Source organism: Motilibacter aurantiacus (assembly GCF_011250645.1).
Lineage (GTDB): Bacteria > Actinomycetota > Actinomycetes > Motilibacterales > Motilibacteraceae > Motilibacter_A > Motilibacter_A aurantiacus.
On the sequence record NZ_JAANNO010000002.1, the window covers coordinates 97574 to 115213 of the forward strand.

Genomic DNA, 17640 nt, shown 5'->3' on the forward strand with positions numbered 1-17640 from the left:
CTGGGGGCATGACGAGGTTCCTGCATACCCGGAGCGCGGCCGTCGGGGCCGCCGTCGCCCTGGTCGCGGCCGGCGCAGTGGGCGGTGGGCTGGCCACGGCCGCCACCAAGACGCCCCGCGTCACGACCGTGTGCGTGAACGCGAAGACCCAGGAGCTCACCAAGCCCAGGAGCGGGCGGTGCGCGCGCGGCACGACGCTGAACGCCGTCGGCGCCGCCGCCGTCCCGGGGCCGCGCGGGGCGACCGGGCCGGCAGGCCCGCCGGGGGCTCCGGGCGCGGCAGGGGCCACCGGGGCGCCCGGTGCGGTCGGGCCTGCAGGACCGGCGGGGCCGCCTGGGCCACGCGGGGCGGCCGACGCGTACTTCGTGAACTGGCAGCCGGGCGTCGGGGTGGTCGGGAAGTCCGACGGCGTGAGCCTCGTGGGGCAGTCCAGCTCCACCTTCGCCGGCTTCACGACGGCGGACGTCTTCCTCACCTTCCCGGTGCGTGACGTCCGGGCGTGCGGTGCGGCCGTGTCCGTGCAGGGACTCGAGGCCACGTACGCCCGACTCCCCGTGGCGCAGACCGCGTACACGAGCACGCCCAACCAGCTGCAGGTCGCCACCACCTGGGACGGGGGCGGCGCGCCGGGGTTCTCGCTGACCGTCACCTGCCCCTGACAGGGCGGGGGCACGTCCAACGGCGTGCGCGGCGAGCCGTGGAGTGCCAGCAGCGCTCTGGCGCGGCTGACGCTCCACGGCCTGCCGTTCGGGGCTCGGCTCGGGCGGGCCTACGCCTCGCACACCGCCTTGTCGACGGCCGTGTTGAGGTGGCTCAGCGACTCGATCTTCACGGGCAGGGCGGTGACGGCGAGGACCGCGCCGCGCCCGCCCTCGGTCACGAGGCCACGGCTCTCGTACCCGACGAAGTCGCCGCCGTGGCCCCACGCGTCTGCGCCGCAGGAGAGCTTCTTCTTCGCGATGCCGAGGCCGTACGACCAGCCGCTCTCCGGCTCGAACCCGGGCGCCTTGACCGCCTTCAGCATCTCCTTCTGCTGGGCGGGCTCGAGCAGCTTGCCGTCGATCACCGCCCGGTAGAACGTCAGGACGTCGCTCGGGGTGGCGATCAGCGCGCCGGCCGCCCACCCGCCGGACGGCTCGAACGCGGTCATGTCGCGGTACGGCGCGTCGGCGGAGTCCCGGTGGTAGCCCTTGGGGTGCGGCTGCTTGAGAGTGAGCGTGCCGAGGCCGGGCCAGTAGGTCTCCTTGAGGCCCAGCGGCTTGATAATCCGGTGGGTGATCTGCTCGCCGATCGGGCGGCCGGTGACCTTCTCGACGACGAGGCCGGCGAGGACGTAGTTGGTGTTGCTGTACTCCCACTTCGTGCCGGGCGTGAAGTGCGACGTGTGGGCGAGCGCGATGTCGACGAGTGAGCGCGGGTCCCGGTAGGTGCGCTGCGCCTGGTCGAACGGCAGGAAGATGTCCTCGTCGTAGTCCGGCAGACCCGACGTCTGTTGCAGGAGCTGGCGGACCGTGATCTTGCGCCCGTCGTTGCCGTTCTTCCGCACCAGCCCGGGCAGGTAGGTGTCGACCTTCTCGTCGAGCGCGATCTTCCCCTCGCCGACGAGCTGGAGGACCACCACCGCGGTGTAGGTCTTGGTGTTGCTGGCGATGCGGATGTAGCCGTCGGCCGGGACCTTCGCGCCGGTCTTCAGGTCGCCGACGCCCGCGGTGTAATTCCGGATCTTGCCTTCGCGATTGCTGACCGCGCCGAGCGCGCCGGGGGCGCCGTCCTCGGTAACGAGGGCGTTCATGCGCTGCTGCGTCCCGTCCACCCGCGCCGTGCCCGCGGCATCGGCCGGAACCGTGCCGACGAGCGCGGTGGTGGCGACGGCCGCGAGGGCGACGCCGCTCAGCGTGCGGCGGCGGGAGGTGTGGCCTGAGGTGAGGCGCATGGTCGCTCCTTCGTCGGGCTTCGTGCTGACGAGGTCAACACTCGTCCGTCGGAGCGGCGGTCACGATCCCCTGGGCTGGCGTCTCGTCGGTAACGCCTGCACTACCGGCGGGCGTCCTCAGCTATCCGGATACGCCCGTCGGGCGTATCCGGATAGCTTGCCTCAAGAGGCGGTGACCGTTCGGAGCGGCGATGCACACTCGGGCATCGTTTCCGCGTTCTCGACGCACGATCAAGGACTACTCGGTACGGTCGTCCTGCTTGCACAATCGTTCGGGGGAACATATGTCGAACAACATGCCGCCATCCGGTGGCGAAGGTCCGCAGTACCCACCACCAGGGCAGTCCGGCGTTCCGCACTATCCGCCGCCTCCTGGCGGCTACCCAGCCTCCGGATACCCGCCGCCGGGTGGTCAGTACCAGGGTCCGCCGCCTGGGTTCCAAGGCGGCTATCCGCCGGTGGTACCGCCTGAGCCGACGAGGAAGAAGCCGCTCTTCAAGCGGGTCTGGGTTTGGGTAGCAGGCGTGTTCCTGGTTCTGCTCGTGACAGGCATTGCCACCAGCGGCGGGTCCGGCGGCAGTTCGAACAACCAGGCCGGGAACGCGCCAGCTGCAGCGAAGAAGCCTGCCGCTCCGCCCGCAGCGAGCGCGAGCGCGCCGGCTGTAGAGCCCACGGAGGCGGCGCCGGCTACAACTCAAGCTGCGCCTGCAACGACCGAGGCAGCCCCGCCGCCTCCACCGCCACCGGTCGAGATCACCTACCCGGGCAAGAAGGACGGTGACACTGCGGTGAAGGCCGGCGAGTCGGTCAAGCTCTCGGGCTGGACGGCAACGACAACCCCCCTGAAGCAGGTCAGCGTCGACTTCCTCGGCGAACACCTGTGCACCAACGTTACGTTGGTCAACCGGGACGACGACCAGCAGGAATGGAACACCTTGTCCTGGAAGATGCAGACGCCGAACGGTGCAGTGCTGGACATGGCGTTCACGGCTGACGACAAGGACCTCGACGTCGCGGGCGGCGGGCTGGCGCCCGGCGGGAAGATCACTGGTCGCGTCTGTTTCGAGGACAAGGACGCCGGAAAGGGCGACTATGTCGTCTTCTGGCAGCCTGACATCTTCTCCAGTGAAGACCGCGGTGCCTGGGTGAACAAGCGCTGACCACCCACTGCTCGCGCCAGCGCCGCCGCGCCACATGGGGCCGCGGCGGCGCTGGCCTTACTGGCTGCCTGTCCGCCCGGGCTGCTCCCGCTGAGTCATCGCCTCACGTCCTCTAGGTACCGCAGGACGGCGACCACCCGCCGGTCGGTCTGCTCGGTCGGCGGCAGGTCGAGCTTGGAGAAGATGCTGCGGATGTGCTTGTGCACCGCGCCGTCGGTGACGACGAGCCGCTCGGCGATAGCGGCGTTGCCGAGCCCCTGCGCCATGAGGTCGAGCACCTCGCGCTCGCGCGACGTCAACCGCTCCAGGCCCGCGTCCGCACGCCCGCGCGTCATGAGCTGCGCGACGACGTCGGGGTCGATCGACGTGCCGCCTGCGGCGACCCGGTGCAACGCCTCGAGGAACGACTCCACGCGCCCGACGCGCTCCTTGAGCAGGTAGCCGAGCCCCGCGGCCCCGCTGGCCAGCAGGTCGGTCGCGAAGGCCTGCTCGACGTACGCCGACAGCACCAGCACCGCCAGCTCCGGCTGCCGACGGCGGGCCTCGACGGCGGCGACGATGCCCTCGTCGGTATGGGTCGGCGGCATACGTACGTCGACGATGGCGACGTCGGGCCTGTGCTCGTCGACGGCGGCGAGGAACGGCTCGGGACCGTCCGTGGCGGAGACGACGTCGAGGCCCTCGGCCTTGAGCAGCAGCGCGACGCCCTCGCGGAGCAGGGCGTCGTCCTCGGCGATCACGATCCGCACGGCAGCTGTACCTCCAGAGTTGTGGGCCCGCCGACCGGGCTCGTCATCGTCAGCGTGCCGTCGAGCGCCTCGACGCGTCGCCGGATGCCGAGCAGGCCGCTCCCCCGTGACTCGTCCGCCCCGCCCTTGCCGTCGTCGGTGACCCGGAGGTGCAGGTCGTCGCCTCTTCGCTGCACCTCCACGTCGATCGACGTCGCACCGCTGTGCCGCGAGCCGTTGGTCAGCGCTTCGGCGACGGCGAAGTACGCGGTGGCCTCCACCGCGGCTGCGCATCGGCCGGGCACGTCCACCCGCAGGTCGCACCTGATCGGGCTGGTCGCTGCGAGCCCGCGCAGCGCACCCGTGAGGCCGCGATCAGCGAGCACCGGCGGGAGGATGCTGCGGACGACGCTGCGCAGCTCGGCAAGCGCCTCCTCGGCCGCCAGTTGCGCGCGCTCGAGGATCTCGGGCGCTGCCGCAGGATTGCGCTCGGCGGCGCGGCGTGCGGCACCGAGCAGGACGGTGACCGCGACAAGGCGGTTCTGCGTGCCGTCGTGGAGCGCCCGCTCGATCCGGCGCAGCTCGGTCGCGTGTGCGTCGAGCGCCGCGGCCCGGGTCGCGGACAGCTGAGCCACCCTCAGCGTCAGGTCGCTGCTCGGGTCGATCGGCAGCAGCCGCAGCCCCCGGCGTACGAGCCAGCGGGCCATCCTCGGGGTCAGCCAAGCGCCGAGGGCGATCCAGCCGACGCCGAGCAGGAGGGCGGCGAACGCGCTCCCCCAGCTGCCGACCACCCACAGGCTCAGCGTCGGCGTCACCTCGCCCTTCGGGAAGACACGCCACCAGAGCGGGACGCTGATGTCGCGCAGGCCGGAGATCGGCAGCAGCAGGCCGAGGGCCGCGAGCAGCAGGCCGCCGGTGGCGTGGCCGACGAGCCAGCGCAGCTCACGGCGTACGTCCGGGTCGTGGCGCGCCTCGCGGAGGTCGCGGGGCGGGTCGCCCGGGCCGAGGAAGGACCTGCCGCTACGACGCAGCCTCACACGCTCCCGGTCCGCGACAGCGTGGACGGTGCGTAACGCGCGCGGGGCCAGCAGCAGGCCGACGCCGACGAGCGACAGGGCCAGGACGACGCCCAGCCAGCAGAACACGGCGAAGGCGAGCAGGGCTGTGACGAAAGCACCGGCCACCTCCTCCAGCGAGGGAAGCACGTCGCCCGCGGCGCGAGGCAGCCGGCCGCGCATGCCCTGCTGGGCTTCGTCCTGCGGCGCCTGGCGCGGCACGTCGAGCTCCGTCCGTCGCGGCGGGCATGGCCTCTGAAGCGTAGGCAGCTTCACGACGGTTGTCGGTAGTGCCTGCTGCACCGTCCGCTCCGGTGTCCCGTCCGGGAGGCTGGGCGGCTGGCGAGCTGCCTGCATGCCTTCCCCTCGGGTAGCGAGCGTCCGGACGCACCACGTCGGCTACGAGTGCCCGCCCCGCAGCCGCTGCATCACGGCGGGGCCGCCGATGCGCTCGATCTCATGCGGGTCACCGCACACCACCAGCAGATCGCGGGCTCGGGACAGCCCGACGTACAGCTTCTCCCGAGCCCGCTCGTCGGTCCCGAACCGGTTCACGGCCAGGACCGCGACCGGCCGCTCGAGGCCCTTGAAGCCGAGGACGTGCTTGCTCGGCGTCCCAGAAAGTCTCCCAGTACTCCCGCTGCCCCCGGTCCTGACGCGCGACCTGCTCGGGGTGTCGCCGTCCGGTCGTCAGGAGGGCGAGGTGCTCCGGCGCCCACCCCTCGTCCAGCAGCAGATCGACCTGGTCGTCTGCCGTGGCCAGAGCGTCCTCTGCGGCGCAGGGCACGAAGCGGACCGGCGGGCCGTCCTCGCCGCGGGTGCGGGTCTGGAACGTGGCAAGGGGCCGAAGGCGCGGGCGATCTGCTTGGTGTTGCGCAGGCACCGGCGGGACCGACGACGGCGCCGGGGCGCGGGCGGCTGTCGTAGCGAGCGGCGCACAGCAGGCCGCATCCCGATCGCGAGCCAGGAGGCCGCGTGAACTTTATGAGGTCCCGCGGGCAACGGGGTTCTTGATCGCCGCGGAGCTCGACCTCACGGGCATCGGAGGACGCCGCCCCGGGGGCTGCAGGTCGAGCCTGAGCACCCGGGGCGGTCGCGTCACCAAGATGCAACCAGCAGTGTCAGTCGGTACAGATCTCTAGGGCCGGCAGCCGACGCGACGCTGAAACCGCCGTTAGGAAGTCCCCGCAACTCGCCGCGACGTCGCCGTGAGCCGCCTCAGCTGCACCCGCTCGTGCTCCCGCACCCCTCGCACACGTAGCAGCTACCGGCAGGCCGCATCTTCGTCCCGCAGCTCATGCACAGCGGCGCGTCAGCGGTCCGCCCGAACTGCGCCTCCATCAGCTCCGCCGACGAGTGCACCTCCGCAGGAGCGGACTGCACCGCCTTGGGAGCCGGCGTGACCGGCGCCGACTGGGCGTAAGTCTCGAGCTCCTCCTCCACGTCGTCGTCGGCCGACTGCACGGCCTCGTAGGAGCCGGTGTCGAGCTGGCGTGCCCGCTCCTCGGCGGAGTAGATGCCCAGCTCGGCCCGCGTCTCGAAGGGCAGGTAGTCCAGCGCCAGGCGTCGGAAGATGTAGTCCATCATCGACTGGGCCATGCGGACGTCGGGGTCGTCGGTGAGGCCCGCCGGCTCGAAGCGCAGGTTGGTGAACTTCTCGACGAACGTCTCGAGCGGCACGCCGTACTGCAGGCCGATCGACACCGCGATGGAGAAGGCGTCCATGACTCCGGCGAGGGTCGAGCCCTGCTTGCCGAGCTTGAGGAAGACCTCGCCGAGGCCGTCGTCGGGGTAGGAGCCGGCCGTCATGTACCCCTCGGCGCCGCCGACGCGGAACGAGGTCGTCATCGACGGACGGGACTTCGGAAGGCGCTTGCGGGTCGGGCGGTACTCGATGACCGGCGCGGGCGCGGCCTCGGCGACAGGGGCCTCAGCCGAAGCGGTCTTGGCCTTCGCGTCGGACAGCGGCTGGCCGACCTTGCAGTTGTCGCGGTAGATCGCGAGCGCCTTGAGGCCCATCTTCCAACCCTGGAAGTAGACGTCCTCGATCTCCTCCACCGTCGCCGTCTCCGGCATGTTGACGGTCTTGGAGATGGCGCCGGACAGGAACGGCTGCACCGCGGCCATCATGCGCACGTGCCCCATGGGGGCGATCGCGCGCTCACCGATGGCGCAGTCGAAGACCTCGTAGTGCTCCGGGCGCAGGCCGGGGGCGTCGACGACATGGCCGTGCTCGGCGATGTACTCGACAATCGCCTCGATGGTCTCCTGCGGGTAGCCGAACTGGCGCAGGGCCCGCGGCACCGTCTGGTTGACGATCTGCATAGAGCCGCCACCGACGAGCTTCTTGAACTTCACCAGCGAGAAGTCCGGCTCGATGCCCGTGGTGTCGCAGTCCATCATGAAGCCGATGGTTCCGGTCGGGGCGAGCAGTGAGGCCTGCGCGTTGCGCCAGCCGTTGCGCTCACCGATCGACAGGCACTCCTCCCACGCCTTGGTGGCGAGGGTGTGGAGGTCGCGGTCCATGGCACCGATGGTGCGTAGCGAGTCGTTCGCGGCGGCGTGCTTGCGCATGACCCGCTTGTGCGCGGTCGCGTTGCGGGCGTAGCCGTCGTACGCGCCGACGATGCCGGCGAGCTCGGCGGACCGGCGGTAGGCGACACCCGTCATGAGCGAGGTGATCGCGGCCGCGATGGACTGGCCGCCGGGCGAGTCGTAGCCGTGGCCGGTCGCCATGAGCAGCGAGCCCAGGTTGGCGTACCCGATGCCGAGCTGGCGGTAGGCGCGCGTCGTCTCGCCGATGGCCTCGGTCGGGAAGTCGGCGAAGCAGATGGAGATGTCCATCGCGGTGATGACGAGCTCGACGACCTTGGCGAAGGCCTGCGCGTCGAACGTGTCGTCGTCGCGGAGGAACTTCATGAGGTTGAGCGACGCGAGGTTGCACGAGGAGTTGTCCAGCGACATGTACTCCGAGCAGGGGTTGGACGCGGTGATGCGGCCGGTCTCGGGGTTGGTGTGCCAGTCGTTGATCGTGCCGTCGTACTGGATGCCGGGGTCGGCGCACTCCCACGCGGCCTGGGCGATCTTGCGCCACAGCTCGCGGGCGTCGACGGTCTCGATGACCGTGCCGTCCTTGCGGGCACGAAGCCCGAACTCCCCGCCCTTCTCGACCGCCTGCATGAACTCGTCGTTGACGCGGACCGAGTTGTTGGCGTTCTGGTACTGCACGGACGTGATGTCCGCGCCGCCCAGGTCCATGTCGAAGCCAGCGTCGCGGAGGGCGCGGATCTTGTTCTCCTCGCGCGCCTTGGTCTCGACGAACTCCTCGATGTCGGGGTGGTCGACGTCGAGCACGACCATCTTCGCCGCGCGCCGGGTGGCACCGCCTGACTTGATGGTCCCCGCGCTGGCGTCGGCGCCGCGCATGAAGCTGACCGGGCCGCTCGCGGTGCCGCCGGAGGACAGCAGCTCCTTGCTCGAACGGATGCGCGAGAGGTTGAGGCCGGCGCCGGAGCCGCCCTTGAAGATGAGCCCCTCCTCGCGGTACCAGTTGAGGATCGACTCCATCGAGTCGTCGACCGAGAGGATGAAGCAGGCCGAGACCTGCTGCGGCTCGGCGGTGCCGACGTTGAACCACACCGGGGAGTTGAACGCGAAGACCTGGTGCAGCAGCGCGTAGGTCATCTCGTGCTCGAAGACCTCGGCGTCGGCCTCGGACGCGAAGTAGCCGTTGTCCTTGCCGGCCTTGGTGTAGGTGAGCACGACGCGGTCGATGAGCTGCTTGAGGCTCCACTCGCGCTGCGGGGTGCCGACGGCGCCACGGAAGTACTTCGTGGTGACGATCGTGGAGGCGTTCACCGACCAGAAGTCCGGGAACTCGACCCCGTGCTGCTCGAAGATCGTCTCGCCGGTCTTCCAGTTCTGCTGGACGACGTCGCGCCGCTCCCAGGTCACCTCGTCGTACGGGTGAACCCCGGGAGTCGTGTAGATGCGCTCGACCTTCAGCCCCGCCGGCACGCTTCCGCGCTGGCGACGCACCGTCGGCTTGCGCTCGCTCGACGTCTCCGTCACGACCCGGTCCTCCTCATAGATGTAAAACAAGCTGGGCATCTCAGGCCATTCCGGCAGCTGAGACTCGTTCGCGTCCGATCCGGCCACCGTCGGCCTCGTACGCGGTCAGCCGCTCGCCGAGCCTGCGGCGGGCTCGAGGCCCACCGCTTCCCGCTCGGCGCGCAGCAGGGTGATGGCGGCTTCGAAGTCCTCGAGGGAGTCGAAGCCCTGGTAGACGCTGGCGAAGCGCAGGTAGGCGACCTCGTCGAGCTCGCGGAGCGGCTCGAGGACAGCCAGCCCCACCTCGTGGGCCTCGACCTCGGCGCAGCCGGAGAGGCGGATGGCCTCCTCGACGCGCTGGGCGAGCAGGGCGAGCTGGTCCTCGGTGACCGGGCGGCCCTGGCAGGCCTTCCGGACACCGACGAGGACCTTCGCGCGGCTGAACGGCTCGGTGGCGCCGCTGCGCTTGATGACGGCGAGGCTCGCGGTCTCGACCGTCGTGAAGCGGCGCGTGCACTCGGGGCACTGCCGGCGGCGCCGGATGCTGGCGCCGTCGTCGCTCACTCGGCTGTCGACCACGCGGGAGTCGGTGTGGCGGCAGAACGGGCAGTGCACCGCTGCCTCCTCAGGCCCTGGGTGGCCCGGCTGTGCACGAAGTTGGGGACAACCTCGGGAGAAGCTGGGGACCACATGTGGATGACTTACACGGGTGTAAGTACAAGATGTAGTGGACCTTACGGGGGCCGGGCACTAGACCGCAACCTCGGGCCAGGGGTCGATCGCGTCGTCCCAGGTCGCGCGGCGAAAAGCGGTTCCGGAGCCGTGGGCGTGTCGGGCGTGTCGCCGGACAGGACGGCCGAGAAGGCCTTGGGGCGAGCGTCGTGTGGAAGCAGGTTGCGCGCGGCGCGGGTGTCCGGACGGCGCATTGCCCGCAGCGACATGTGGACGGTGACGGCCGGCGCTGGCCGCGAAGGCGGTGTAGCACCAGGTGGTGTGAGCTCGCTCAGGCGACGCCGCTCGTACAGGGGGCCGGCCGGTTGTAAAGGAGGGGCGCGCGGCGCACGGGCGCGGACACACCGCTGAACTGGGACTCGCACACAGCCCGCGTCCTCGTAGGAGTGCACGCGGCGGCGATACGAGCACTGGTGCTCGCAGACAGGCGGTTGCAGGTCGACGTCAACGCCACTCACGAGGTGGCGCGCACGACTCGCACTTGGTGGGACTCGACGGGCGGGGAGCCTGGGCCGGAGCGTGAGGCGAGAGGATCACCTAACGCGGTGGAGGGCGACACCCCTCAACAGCGCAGGGGCCGGCTCAGCCGAAACCGGCGACCGCCTAAGTGCATGCGGTTCGAACGAGCCGCGCGGCGTTCTGCGGTCGCCCTCAGGAGGCCGGCACGATGAGCCGCTGACCCGGCTGCAGCTGAGTCGTCGTCATGGCGTTCAGGTCGAGGATACGGTCGACGGTGTCGCGGGGGTCGTCCCCAGGCGCGGCTCTCAGGGCTATGGCCCAGAGGGTGTCGCCCGGCTCGACACTGACGTAGGCGGTCGCGGGTCCCGCCGAAATCGACGACGCCTGCACACCGCCGCCGCGCCCCCAGCTGAGCGCCAGCAGGGCGACGAGCGCCAACGCCAGGACGATGACGGCCTTGCCGCGGGTCGTGAGCCGCAGGTGCGCGCGTGTGTGCTGCTGACGGGGCAGCGTGCGCGGTGCGATGGTCAGAGCAGTCATCGGTAGCCTCCAGTCTCGTACAGGCGTTCGATCGAACACCTGTACGTGTTGTACCACCTGGGACTGACAGGCAACACGCCGAATCGAACACTTGTTTGAACGGACGGGTGATCATCGCTAGCGTCTGGACGCGAGATCGCGGCCGCTGACTGGCGGCGCGAGGGGCTGCAGCACTACTTGGAGGAGCGCGTGAGCGTCCGCGAGATCCCCGACGGCCCTGCCGACGCGTCCGGGCTGACGCCTCGTCAGCGCAAGGTGCTCGAGGTGATCCGCGACAACGTGGAGCGCCGGGGCTATCCGCCCAGCATGCGCGAGATCGGTGAGTCCGTTGGGCTCACCAGTCCGAGCAGCGTCGCTCACCAGCTACGGGTGCTCGAGCGCAAGGGCTACCTGCGCCGTGACCCCAACCGGCCGCGAGCGATCGAGGTCGTCACGCCGGAGCTGGACGCGGTGCCGGACGAGACGGGCGAGCTCGACGAGCGCCCCGCCCCGAGCTACGTGCCCCTGGTCGGTCGGATCGCGGCCGGCGGCCCGATCCTGGCCGAGCAGGCTGTCGAGGACGTCTTTCCTCTCCCGCGGCGCCTGGTCGGCGACGGGCAACTGTTCCTGCTCGAGGTGCGCGGCGACTCCATGATCGACGCGGCGATCTGCGACGGCGACTGGGTCGTCGTCCGGCAGCAGCCCGTAGCGGACAACGGGGAGATCATCGCGGCCATGATCGACGGCGAGGCAACGGTGAAGACCTACCGCCGGCGCGACGGCCACATCTGGCTGCTGCCACACAACAGCGCCTACGAGCCCATTCCCGGTGACGACGCAACTGTGCTCGGGCGCGTTGTCGCGGTGCTACGAAAGGTCTAGCCGGCCATCTCGACAGCTTTCCTTCACTGGACGGTTACGAAGTCGTAACCGTCGCAGTATTGACCTGCCGAGAGGTGCGTGCATTCCCGGGAAGCGGGTGGGGCCGCGACCCGCAGTACCCACAACGACGAAGCCCCGCCGACCATCAGTCGGCGGGGCTTCGTCGAAGTCTAGGGTGTTTCAGACGACGCGGACGTTGACCGCCTGCGGCCCCTTCTGACCCTGCTCGGTGTCGAACTCCACGCGCTGCCCCTCGGCAAGGGTCTTGAACCCGTTGCCCTGGATGGCACGGAAGTGCACGAACAGGTCGGGGCCACCGTCCTGCTCGATGAACCCGTAGCCCTTGTCGTCACGGAACCACTTAACGGTGCCCTGAGCCATAACCTTGAACCTTCCTGGCTCGGCCGCCACGGGGGCCCCACCTCTGCATGGGACCTACACGCCCGCGTGATCGATCCACTGCGAGCGACACGCAACCTACGCACACACGCACGAACCTCTTGCGACCGAGGTGGAGCGTAGCAGTCAGGCCACTCTCGGCAAAGGGCTAGCGGGCACCTTTCTGGATGTTCCGGACGCGCCCTACTGCTCCCCGCTGACCAGCTCGGATGCCGCCGAGGCAACCTCGAGGGTGACACTCGGGCCGTCCGCTTCCACCCGCTCCGGAACCTCGTGCCAGGTGGTCTCGTCATGGTGGCGGTACTTGCCTGCCCAAACGACTGTCACTGATGGCGAGACGCGTGCGCCGGACTGCTTGTACTGGTGCGTGATGGTCTGGTTCGGGTAGGGCTTGCCCGGGTCCGTGGTGGTGAGCTCGGTGCCGTCACCGAAGTGCCAGATGTAGCGCTCGGGGGTCGCGGTGAAGTCGATCTGCTCCACCGCGACGAGGACATCAGTCCAGGTTTGAGCACCGACTCGCGTGTAGAAGATCGTATCCAATCCCACCAGCGACCTGCCGGAGGGTTGGATTTGTGGTCTTGCGACTGGCACAGTTAATGCCTTGAAGGCTGCGACAATCTGCGGAAGAGTAGCTCGCGGGTCTTCTTCCGTCGGATCCCTCGGCGAGCGACATACCATGCCACCCTGTTGCCAATCGCTGCGAGTTCCCGCCACCGGGTCAACGGTGCGCCGCCACACCCAGAAGTTGAGCTGTCCCACCCCGCAGCCAGTTGTTGCTCGCGTGCAACCGGAGTCGACGACCTCCTCCGGCTTGTTGCCGTCGCAGGCCGGGGTGTAGGCCTTCTCGATGTAGGGTTTCTGTGCACCGGGAGCGGCAGCGCCTCCGGAGGACCCGCCATCCTTGGCGGAGCCCGGTGTAGTCGCCTCCTCCCCAACGACCCAGCCGTCCCCCTCGCAACTCTTGGGACCGCAAATCTCGATATCTGCAGCCTCCGCTGGCACCACCTGCAACAGCCACGACAGGACTAGCAGCATCAGGACGGAGGCAGGTCTACACCACCTCGTCATAGCGAACCGTCCGCATCGATGACTTCCGCAACTTGCCAGCCCGCATCCAGACGCACCAGGCGGAAGATGGAACTGCTGCCCACGACCGGCTGGTCCACAACCCGTTCGTTTCCTCCGGGCAATCGGTAGGCCAGAGCAGCATGGTCAGCTACTACTGATATGTCCTGGAACCCGGTCGGCGCTCCTCCCGGCGCGGCAACGTCTTTCAGCACCATCGCAAAGCTGGTGAAGTGACCACCGGCTTCATGTACTCGCTCGACGGAGTCCACGTACCTCGAGCATGTCTGGCAGTCACCGCTGCTCAGTGCTAGTAACGGGGCGACGTCGCCCGTACCATAAGCACGATTCAGGAGTGCTACATAGTGGCGAACGAAGGCCTTGGCGCCTTCGAAATCATGTGCGGTCACGTCGGCAGTCGGCGTAGGGACAACGGACGTAACCGTCGCACTCGCGCTCGCACCCACACTCACCGCCACCGTCGGTATCACCACCGCCGGCGCAGCAGCGCCCCCACCCCCGCCGCACCCAGCCAGCACGACTCCAGCCACCCCGCCGGCGGCCACCCTGCCCAAGGACCAGTAGCGCATGACCGGGGACGCTAGCTAGTGCAGACGCACCCCGCGCGGGTTATCCACAGACGGGTGAGGCTGGCCTCACCCGGAGGGCCGACCCGTCAACAGCTCAAGCCAGGGGCCGCCACTGCCAGCAGACCCCCCGGACTCCCGCGAGCACCAACCACGAAGAGGCGGCCACAGCAGCGACCGCCTCCCGTGAAGCCAGCTCAGGCGCCGAACAGCTCCAGGAACCCGCCGACGCGCACCTTCTTCTCCTGCGGGTGGCGCAGCCGGCCCCCGCGGAGGACGCGGTACGTGTTGCGGCGCCCCTCACGCGTGCGGCGCACGTACCCGGTCGACTCGAGGTCGTTCAGGATCGCCTGCACGGCCCTGTCGGTGATGCCGACTCGCTCGGCGATGTCCACGACCCGTGCCTCGGGGTCCTGGGCGATGGCCACGAGCACGTGCCCGTGGTTGCTGAGGAAGGTCCACTCTCGATCGGCCACGAGGGGCAGCCTAGCCCTTTCCCTGCGGCTCTACACGTACCTCCTCCGGCCGTTTGTCCGGCCGCAGGCCCCGCCACGAAGGGTGACGCAGTCTTCCGTCTCGGGTCCAGTTACCGAACTCAACCTCACCAACCAGGGTTGGTGAGATCCAATGCACGTCCTTGGCGTGTGTCTTCGGGACCTCGACGTCGAAGGGGCTCTGGGCCTGTTCGAGCGGCGCGAGCGTCCGCTCCAGGTCGGCCAGCGCGGCCGACGTGAACCCGGTCCCCACGTTCCCCACGTACGTCAGCCCCTCGTCGCCGTACACCCCCAGCACCAGCGACCCGATGCCCCCGCGGCGCCGCCCCTCCCCCGGCTTCCAGCCCGCCAGCACGACCTCCTGGGTGAGGAAGTGCTTGACCTTCACCCAGCACCCCGAGCGCCGCCCCGGGTCGTACGTCGAGTCGCGCTTCTTGGCCACCACGCCCTCGAGCCCCTGGGCCTTGGACACCGCCATCGCGTCCGCGCCGCCGCCCACGAACACCGGCGGCGTCGCCCAGCGTGCCCCCGCCAGCCCGAGGCCCTCGAGCAGCGCCCGCCGCTCGTCGTACGGCAGCCCCAGCGTGGGCTCCCCGTCCAGGTGCAGCACGTCGAAGACCAGGTACGTCACCGGCACCGAGCGGGCCAGCGCGCGCACCTGGGAGCCGCGTACGTGCATCCGCTGCTGCAGCGCCCCGAACGACACCCGCCCGTCCGGGCCGAACGCCACCAGCTCCCCGTCCAGCACCACCTGCCGCGAGCCGAGCGCCTCGCCCAGCGCCCGCAGCTCCGGGTAGCCGCCCGTCACGTCCAGGTCGTTGCGCGACACCGCCCGCGCCCGGCCGCCCTCCACGTAGACGACCGCCCGGATGCCGTCCCACTTCATCTCGTAGGCCCACTGGTCGTCGTCCCGAGCGGGCGGCAGCGGCCCCGCCGTGGCCAGCATCGGCTTGATCAGCTCGGGCAACGGCGCCCAGGCGCCTCCCGAGACCGCGGCGGGGGCAGGGCTCATCCGGTGCACCATCCAGTTCTTGCCGCCGGTCGCGAACAGCACGAACTTCGCGCCGTCGATCTCGGCCGGCCCGCCGTGCAGCACGACCTGGACCTCGCGGTCGGTCCACTTCACCGTCTCGTACGTCCCGCGCGCCCACTGGTGGACCTGCCCGCCGCCGTACTCGCCGTGCGGGATCTCCCCGGCGAACGACGCGTACTCCAGCGGGTGGTCCTCGGTGTGGACCGCCAGGTGGTTCCGCTTCGGGTCGGTCGGCAGCCCCTTGGGCACCGCCCACGACACCAGCACCCCGTCCCGCTCGAGCCGGAAGTCCCAGTGCAGCGCCGTCGCGTGGTGCTCCTGGATGACGAACGTGTCGTCATTGCCCTCCGGCAGCGGCCCCTCGGCGGGCACCGGCTCCGGCGTGCGATCGGCCGACCGCATCGAGCGGTACGTCGACAGCTTGTCCTTGCCGGCCACGGGACGCCCCTACCCCGAAGCGACGGCCACCGCTCCCGCCCGCGGGGGCGGCACGCGGACCGGCACGATCGGCGGGGCGTCCTTGTCGATCCGGCGCAGCGCCTCGAGCACGGTCTCGCGGTTGGTCGTCATCCAGAACGGCGGCAGGCTCTCGCGCAGGAACCGGCCGTAGGGCTTCGTCGTCAGCCGCGGGTCCAGGATCGCCACCACGCCCCGGTCCGTCACCGCCCGCAGCAGCCGGCCCGCGCCCTGCGCCATCCGCAGCGCCGCGTGCGCCGTGTAGACCGTCTGGAACCCGGCCGGCCCCGCCGCGTCCTTGCGCGCCGCCATCAGCGGGTCGTCCGGCCGCGGGAACGGGATCCGGTCCATCACCACCAGCTGCAGCGCCGACCCCGGCACGTCCACGCCCTGCCAGAGCGACATCGTCCCGAACAGGCACGACGACGCGGTCGAGGCGAACTGGCGGACCAGCTCGGCCGTCGTGTCCTCGCCCTGCAGCATGATCGGCACGTCGAGCCGCTGGCGCATCGCGTACGCCGCCTCCTGCGCCGCCCGCATGGAGGAGAACAGCCCCAGCGTCCGCCCGCCGGCCGCCTCCACCAGCGCCGCCAGCTCGTCCAGCACCTGCGGGGCCATCGCCTCCCGCCCGGGCTGCGGCAGCCGCGACGCGACGTAGAGGATCCCCTGCCGCGCCGCGTCGAACGGCGTCCCCACGTCCAGCGACGAGTACGCCGACCCCGCCACGTCCTCGCCGTCGATCGTGATCACGCCCAGCCCGAGCGAGCGCGCCACCAGGTCGAACGACCCGCCGAGCTCCAGCGTCGCGGACGTGCAGACCACGGTCCGCTCGCCGAACAGCCGGTCGCGCAGCAGCCCGGCCACCGACAGCGGCGCCACGTGCAGGCTGCGCGCCACGGCCGGCCCGCGCTCGCTCACCGTCACCCACGCCACGTCCCACTGCGAGCCCGTGAGCAGCCGGTCGGCCACCTCGTACGCCGCGTCCACCGCCGCCCGCGCGGCCTTCTTGTCGCCCTCATCGGCGTCCTTGACCCGCCCGAGCGCCGACTGCGTCGCCCGCGCGGCGTCCATCATCGTGATCAGCGCGTCGGTCAGCGCGGCCGGCAGCGGCGAGGGCAGCCGGCCCGGCGGCAGGTCGTCCAGCGCCCGGGCCAGCTCGGTCGCCGACTCCTGCAGGTCGGCCGCCTCGTCGTCGACCAGCTTGAGCGCGCGCGACCCGGCCCGCTCCACCATCGACGCCGTCAGCTCCGCCGTCGCCACCCCAGTCACCCGGTCCACCAGCTCGTGCGCCTCGTCGACCACGACCACGTCGTGCTCGGGCAGCACCTGGAACGACTCGAGCGCGTCGATCGCCAGCAGCGCGTGGTTGGTGACCACGATGTCGGCCTCGGCCGCCCGCGCGCGGGCCAGCTCGGCGAAGCACTCCTGGCCGAACGCGCACTTCTGCGCGCCGACGCACTCGCGGGAGGTGACGCTGACCTGCCGCCACGCCCGCTGCGACACGCCGGGCACCAGCTCGTCACGGTCCCCGCTGTCGGTCTCGCCCGCCCACTCGCGGGCCCGCTGCACGTCCTTGCCGAGCGGGGTCGACGGCGTGCTGAACAGGGCCGACGCGTCGTCGTCGGGGACCGCGCCGGAGAGCTTGGCCTTGCAGACGTAGTTCGACCGGCCCTTGAGGATCGCGAAGGTCGGCTTGCGCCCGAGCAGCGGCGACACCGCGTGGGCCAGCCGCGGCAGGTCCCGGTCGACGATCTGGGCCTGCAGCGCCAGCGTCGCCGTGGCCACCACCACCGGGCCGTCCCCCCGGGCCGCGTGCAGCAGCGCCGGCACCAGGTAGGCCAGCGACTTGCCGGTGCCGGTGCCCGCCTGGACCAGCAGGTGCTCGCCGGCCTCCATCGCGTCGGCGACCGCCTCCGCCATCGTCACCTGGCCCACGCGCTCGGCGCCCCCGAGCGCGGCGACGGCGGCGCTGAGGGTCTCCCCCACGCCCGGGATCTTGCGCACGCCGCTCGCCATGACGTACGAGGTTAAGCGCCCGGGCGCCGTCTGCGGGGGAGGCTGGGGACGACCGCGCGGCGCCACGCCCGC

15 protein-coding genes and 1 pseudogene are annotated in these 17640 nt (G+C 70.6%); 3 read left to right on the forward strand and 13 right to left on the reverse strand.

Translation table 11 applies throughout. The features are described 5' to 3' along the window. The first annotated feature begins 8 nt into the window (after window positions 1-8). Window positions 9-659: a hypothetical protein gene (locus G9H72_RS04470; RefSeq protein WP_231126426.1), complete on the forward strand. Its 651-nt coding sequence runs from the start codon at window positions 9-11 to the stop codon at window positions 657-659. 110 nt (window positions 660-769) lie between these two features. Here G9H72_RS04470 and G9H72_RS04475 read toward each other — a convergent pair whose 3' ends face one another. Then, complete coding sequence (locus tag G9H72_RS04475; protein ID WP_166168169.1) at window positions 770-1933, reverse strand: serine hydrolase domain-containing protein; 1164 nt, start codon at window positions 1931-1933, stop codon at window positions 770-772. Between the two features lie 524 nt (window positions 1934-2457). On the opposite strand from G9H72_RS04475, the gene G9H72_RS04480 reads away from it, so the two are divergent. Further along, window positions 2458-3093: a DUF4352 domain-containing protein gene (locus tag G9H72_RS04480; RefSeq protein WP_166168172.1), complete on the forward strand. Its 636-nt coding sequence runs from the start codon at window positions 2458-2460 to the stop codon at window positions 3091-3093. 95 nt (window positions 3094-3188) lie between these two features. Here G9H72_RS04480 and G9H72_RS04485 read toward each other — a convergent pair whose 3' ends face one another. The 6 genes and pseudogenes from G9H72_RS04485 to G9H72_RS04510 form a co-directional block, all read right to left on the reverse strand. After that, a complete protein-coding gene (locus tag G9H72_RS04485) occupies window positions 3189-3842 on the reverse strand; it encodes a response regulator (protein WP_166168175.1) in 654 nt (217 codons plus the stop codon). After that, the gene (locus G9H72_RS04490) at window positions 3830-5098 is read right to left on the reverse strand and encodes a sensor histidine kinase (RefSeq protein WP_331271978.1); all 1269 of its coding nucleotides are present in this window, start codon (window positions 5096-5098) and stop codon (window positions 3830-3832) included. The genes G9H72_RS04485 and G9H72_RS04490 overlap by 13 nt, the downstream gene beginning before the upstream one ends. A gap of 177 nt (window positions 5099-5275) precedes the next feature. After that, window positions 5276-5755, reverse strand: a pseudogene (locus G9H72_RS23345) (ATP-binding domain-containing protein); the annotation flags it as partial. A 339-nt stretch (window positions 5756-6094) separates the two neighbouring features. Further along, complete coding sequence (locus G9H72_RS04500) at window positions 6095-8947, reverse strand: vitamin B12-dependent ribonucleotide reductase (RefSeq protein WP_331271979.1); 2853 nt, start codon at window positions 8945-8947, stop codon at window positions 6095-6097. Between the two features lie 105 nt (window positions 8948-9052). Further along, a complete protein-coding gene (gene nrdR / locus G9H72_RS04505; protein WP_166168181.1) occupies window positions 9053-9541 on the reverse strand; it encodes a transcriptional regulator NrdR in 489 nt (162 codons plus the stop codon). 768 nt (window positions 9542-10309) lie between these two features. Beyond that, complete coding sequence (locus tag G9H72_RS04510) at window positions 10310-10657, reverse strand: LysM peptidoglycan-binding domain-containing protein (RefSeq protein ID WP_166168184.1); 348 nt, start codon at window positions 10655-10657, stop codon at window positions 10310-10312. Between the two features lie 189 nt (window positions 10658-10846). On the opposite strand from G9H72_RS04510, the gene lexA reads away from it, so the two are divergent. Then, window positions 10847-11518: a transcriptional repressor LexA gene (lexA, locus tag G9H72_RS04515; protein WP_166168187.1), complete on the forward strand. Its 672-nt coding sequence runs from the start codon at window positions 10847-10849 to the stop codon at window positions 11516-11518. Between the two features lie 180 nt (window positions 11519-11698). Here the strand turns inward: lexA and G9H72_RS04520 are convergent, their stop codons facing one another. The 6 genes from G9H72_RS04520 to G9H72_RS04545 form a co-directional block, all read right to left on the reverse strand. Beyond that, entirely contained in the window at window positions 11699-11899 is a 201-nt protein-coding gene (locus G9H72_RS04520) for a cold-shock protein (RefSeq protein WP_166168190.1), read from the reverse strand. Window positions 11900-12100: 201 nt separating this feature from the next. Next, a complete protein-coding gene (locus G9H72_RS04525) occupies window positions 12101-12952 on the reverse strand; it encodes a hypothetical protein (protein WP_166168193.1) in 852 nt (283 codons plus the stop codon). Window positions 12953-12981: 29 nt separating this feature from the next. Next, window positions 12982-13572 carry a DUF6318 family protein gene (locus tag G9H72_RS22225; protein WP_269205050.1) on the reverse strand — a complete coding sequence of 197 codons (591 nt, stop codon included), beginning with the start codon at window positions 13570-13572 and terminating at the stop codon, window positions 12982-12984. A gap of 194 nt (window positions 13573-13766) precedes the next feature. Further along, window positions 13767-14045: a helix-turn-helix transcriptional regulator gene (locus G9H72_RS04535; RefSeq protein ID WP_331271980.1), complete on the reverse strand. Its 279-nt coding sequence runs from the start codon at window positions 14043-14045 to the stop codon at window positions 13767-13769. 10 nt (window positions 14046-14055) lie between these two features. Beyond that, on the reverse strand, window positions 14056-15534 hold the full coding sequence (gene ligD / locus G9H72_RS04540; RefSeq protein WP_166168199.1) for a non-homologous end-joining DNA ligase: 1479 nt from the start codon (window positions 15532-15534) through the stop codon (window positions 14056-14058). Between the two features lie 9 nt (window positions 15535-15543). Next, window positions 15544-17568, reverse strand: a complete 2025-nt coding sequence (locus G9H72_RS04545; protein WP_166168202.1) for an ATP-dependent DNA helicase — start codon at window positions 17566-17568, stop codon at window positions 15544-15546. Window positions 17569-17640: the final 72 nt, after the last annotated feature.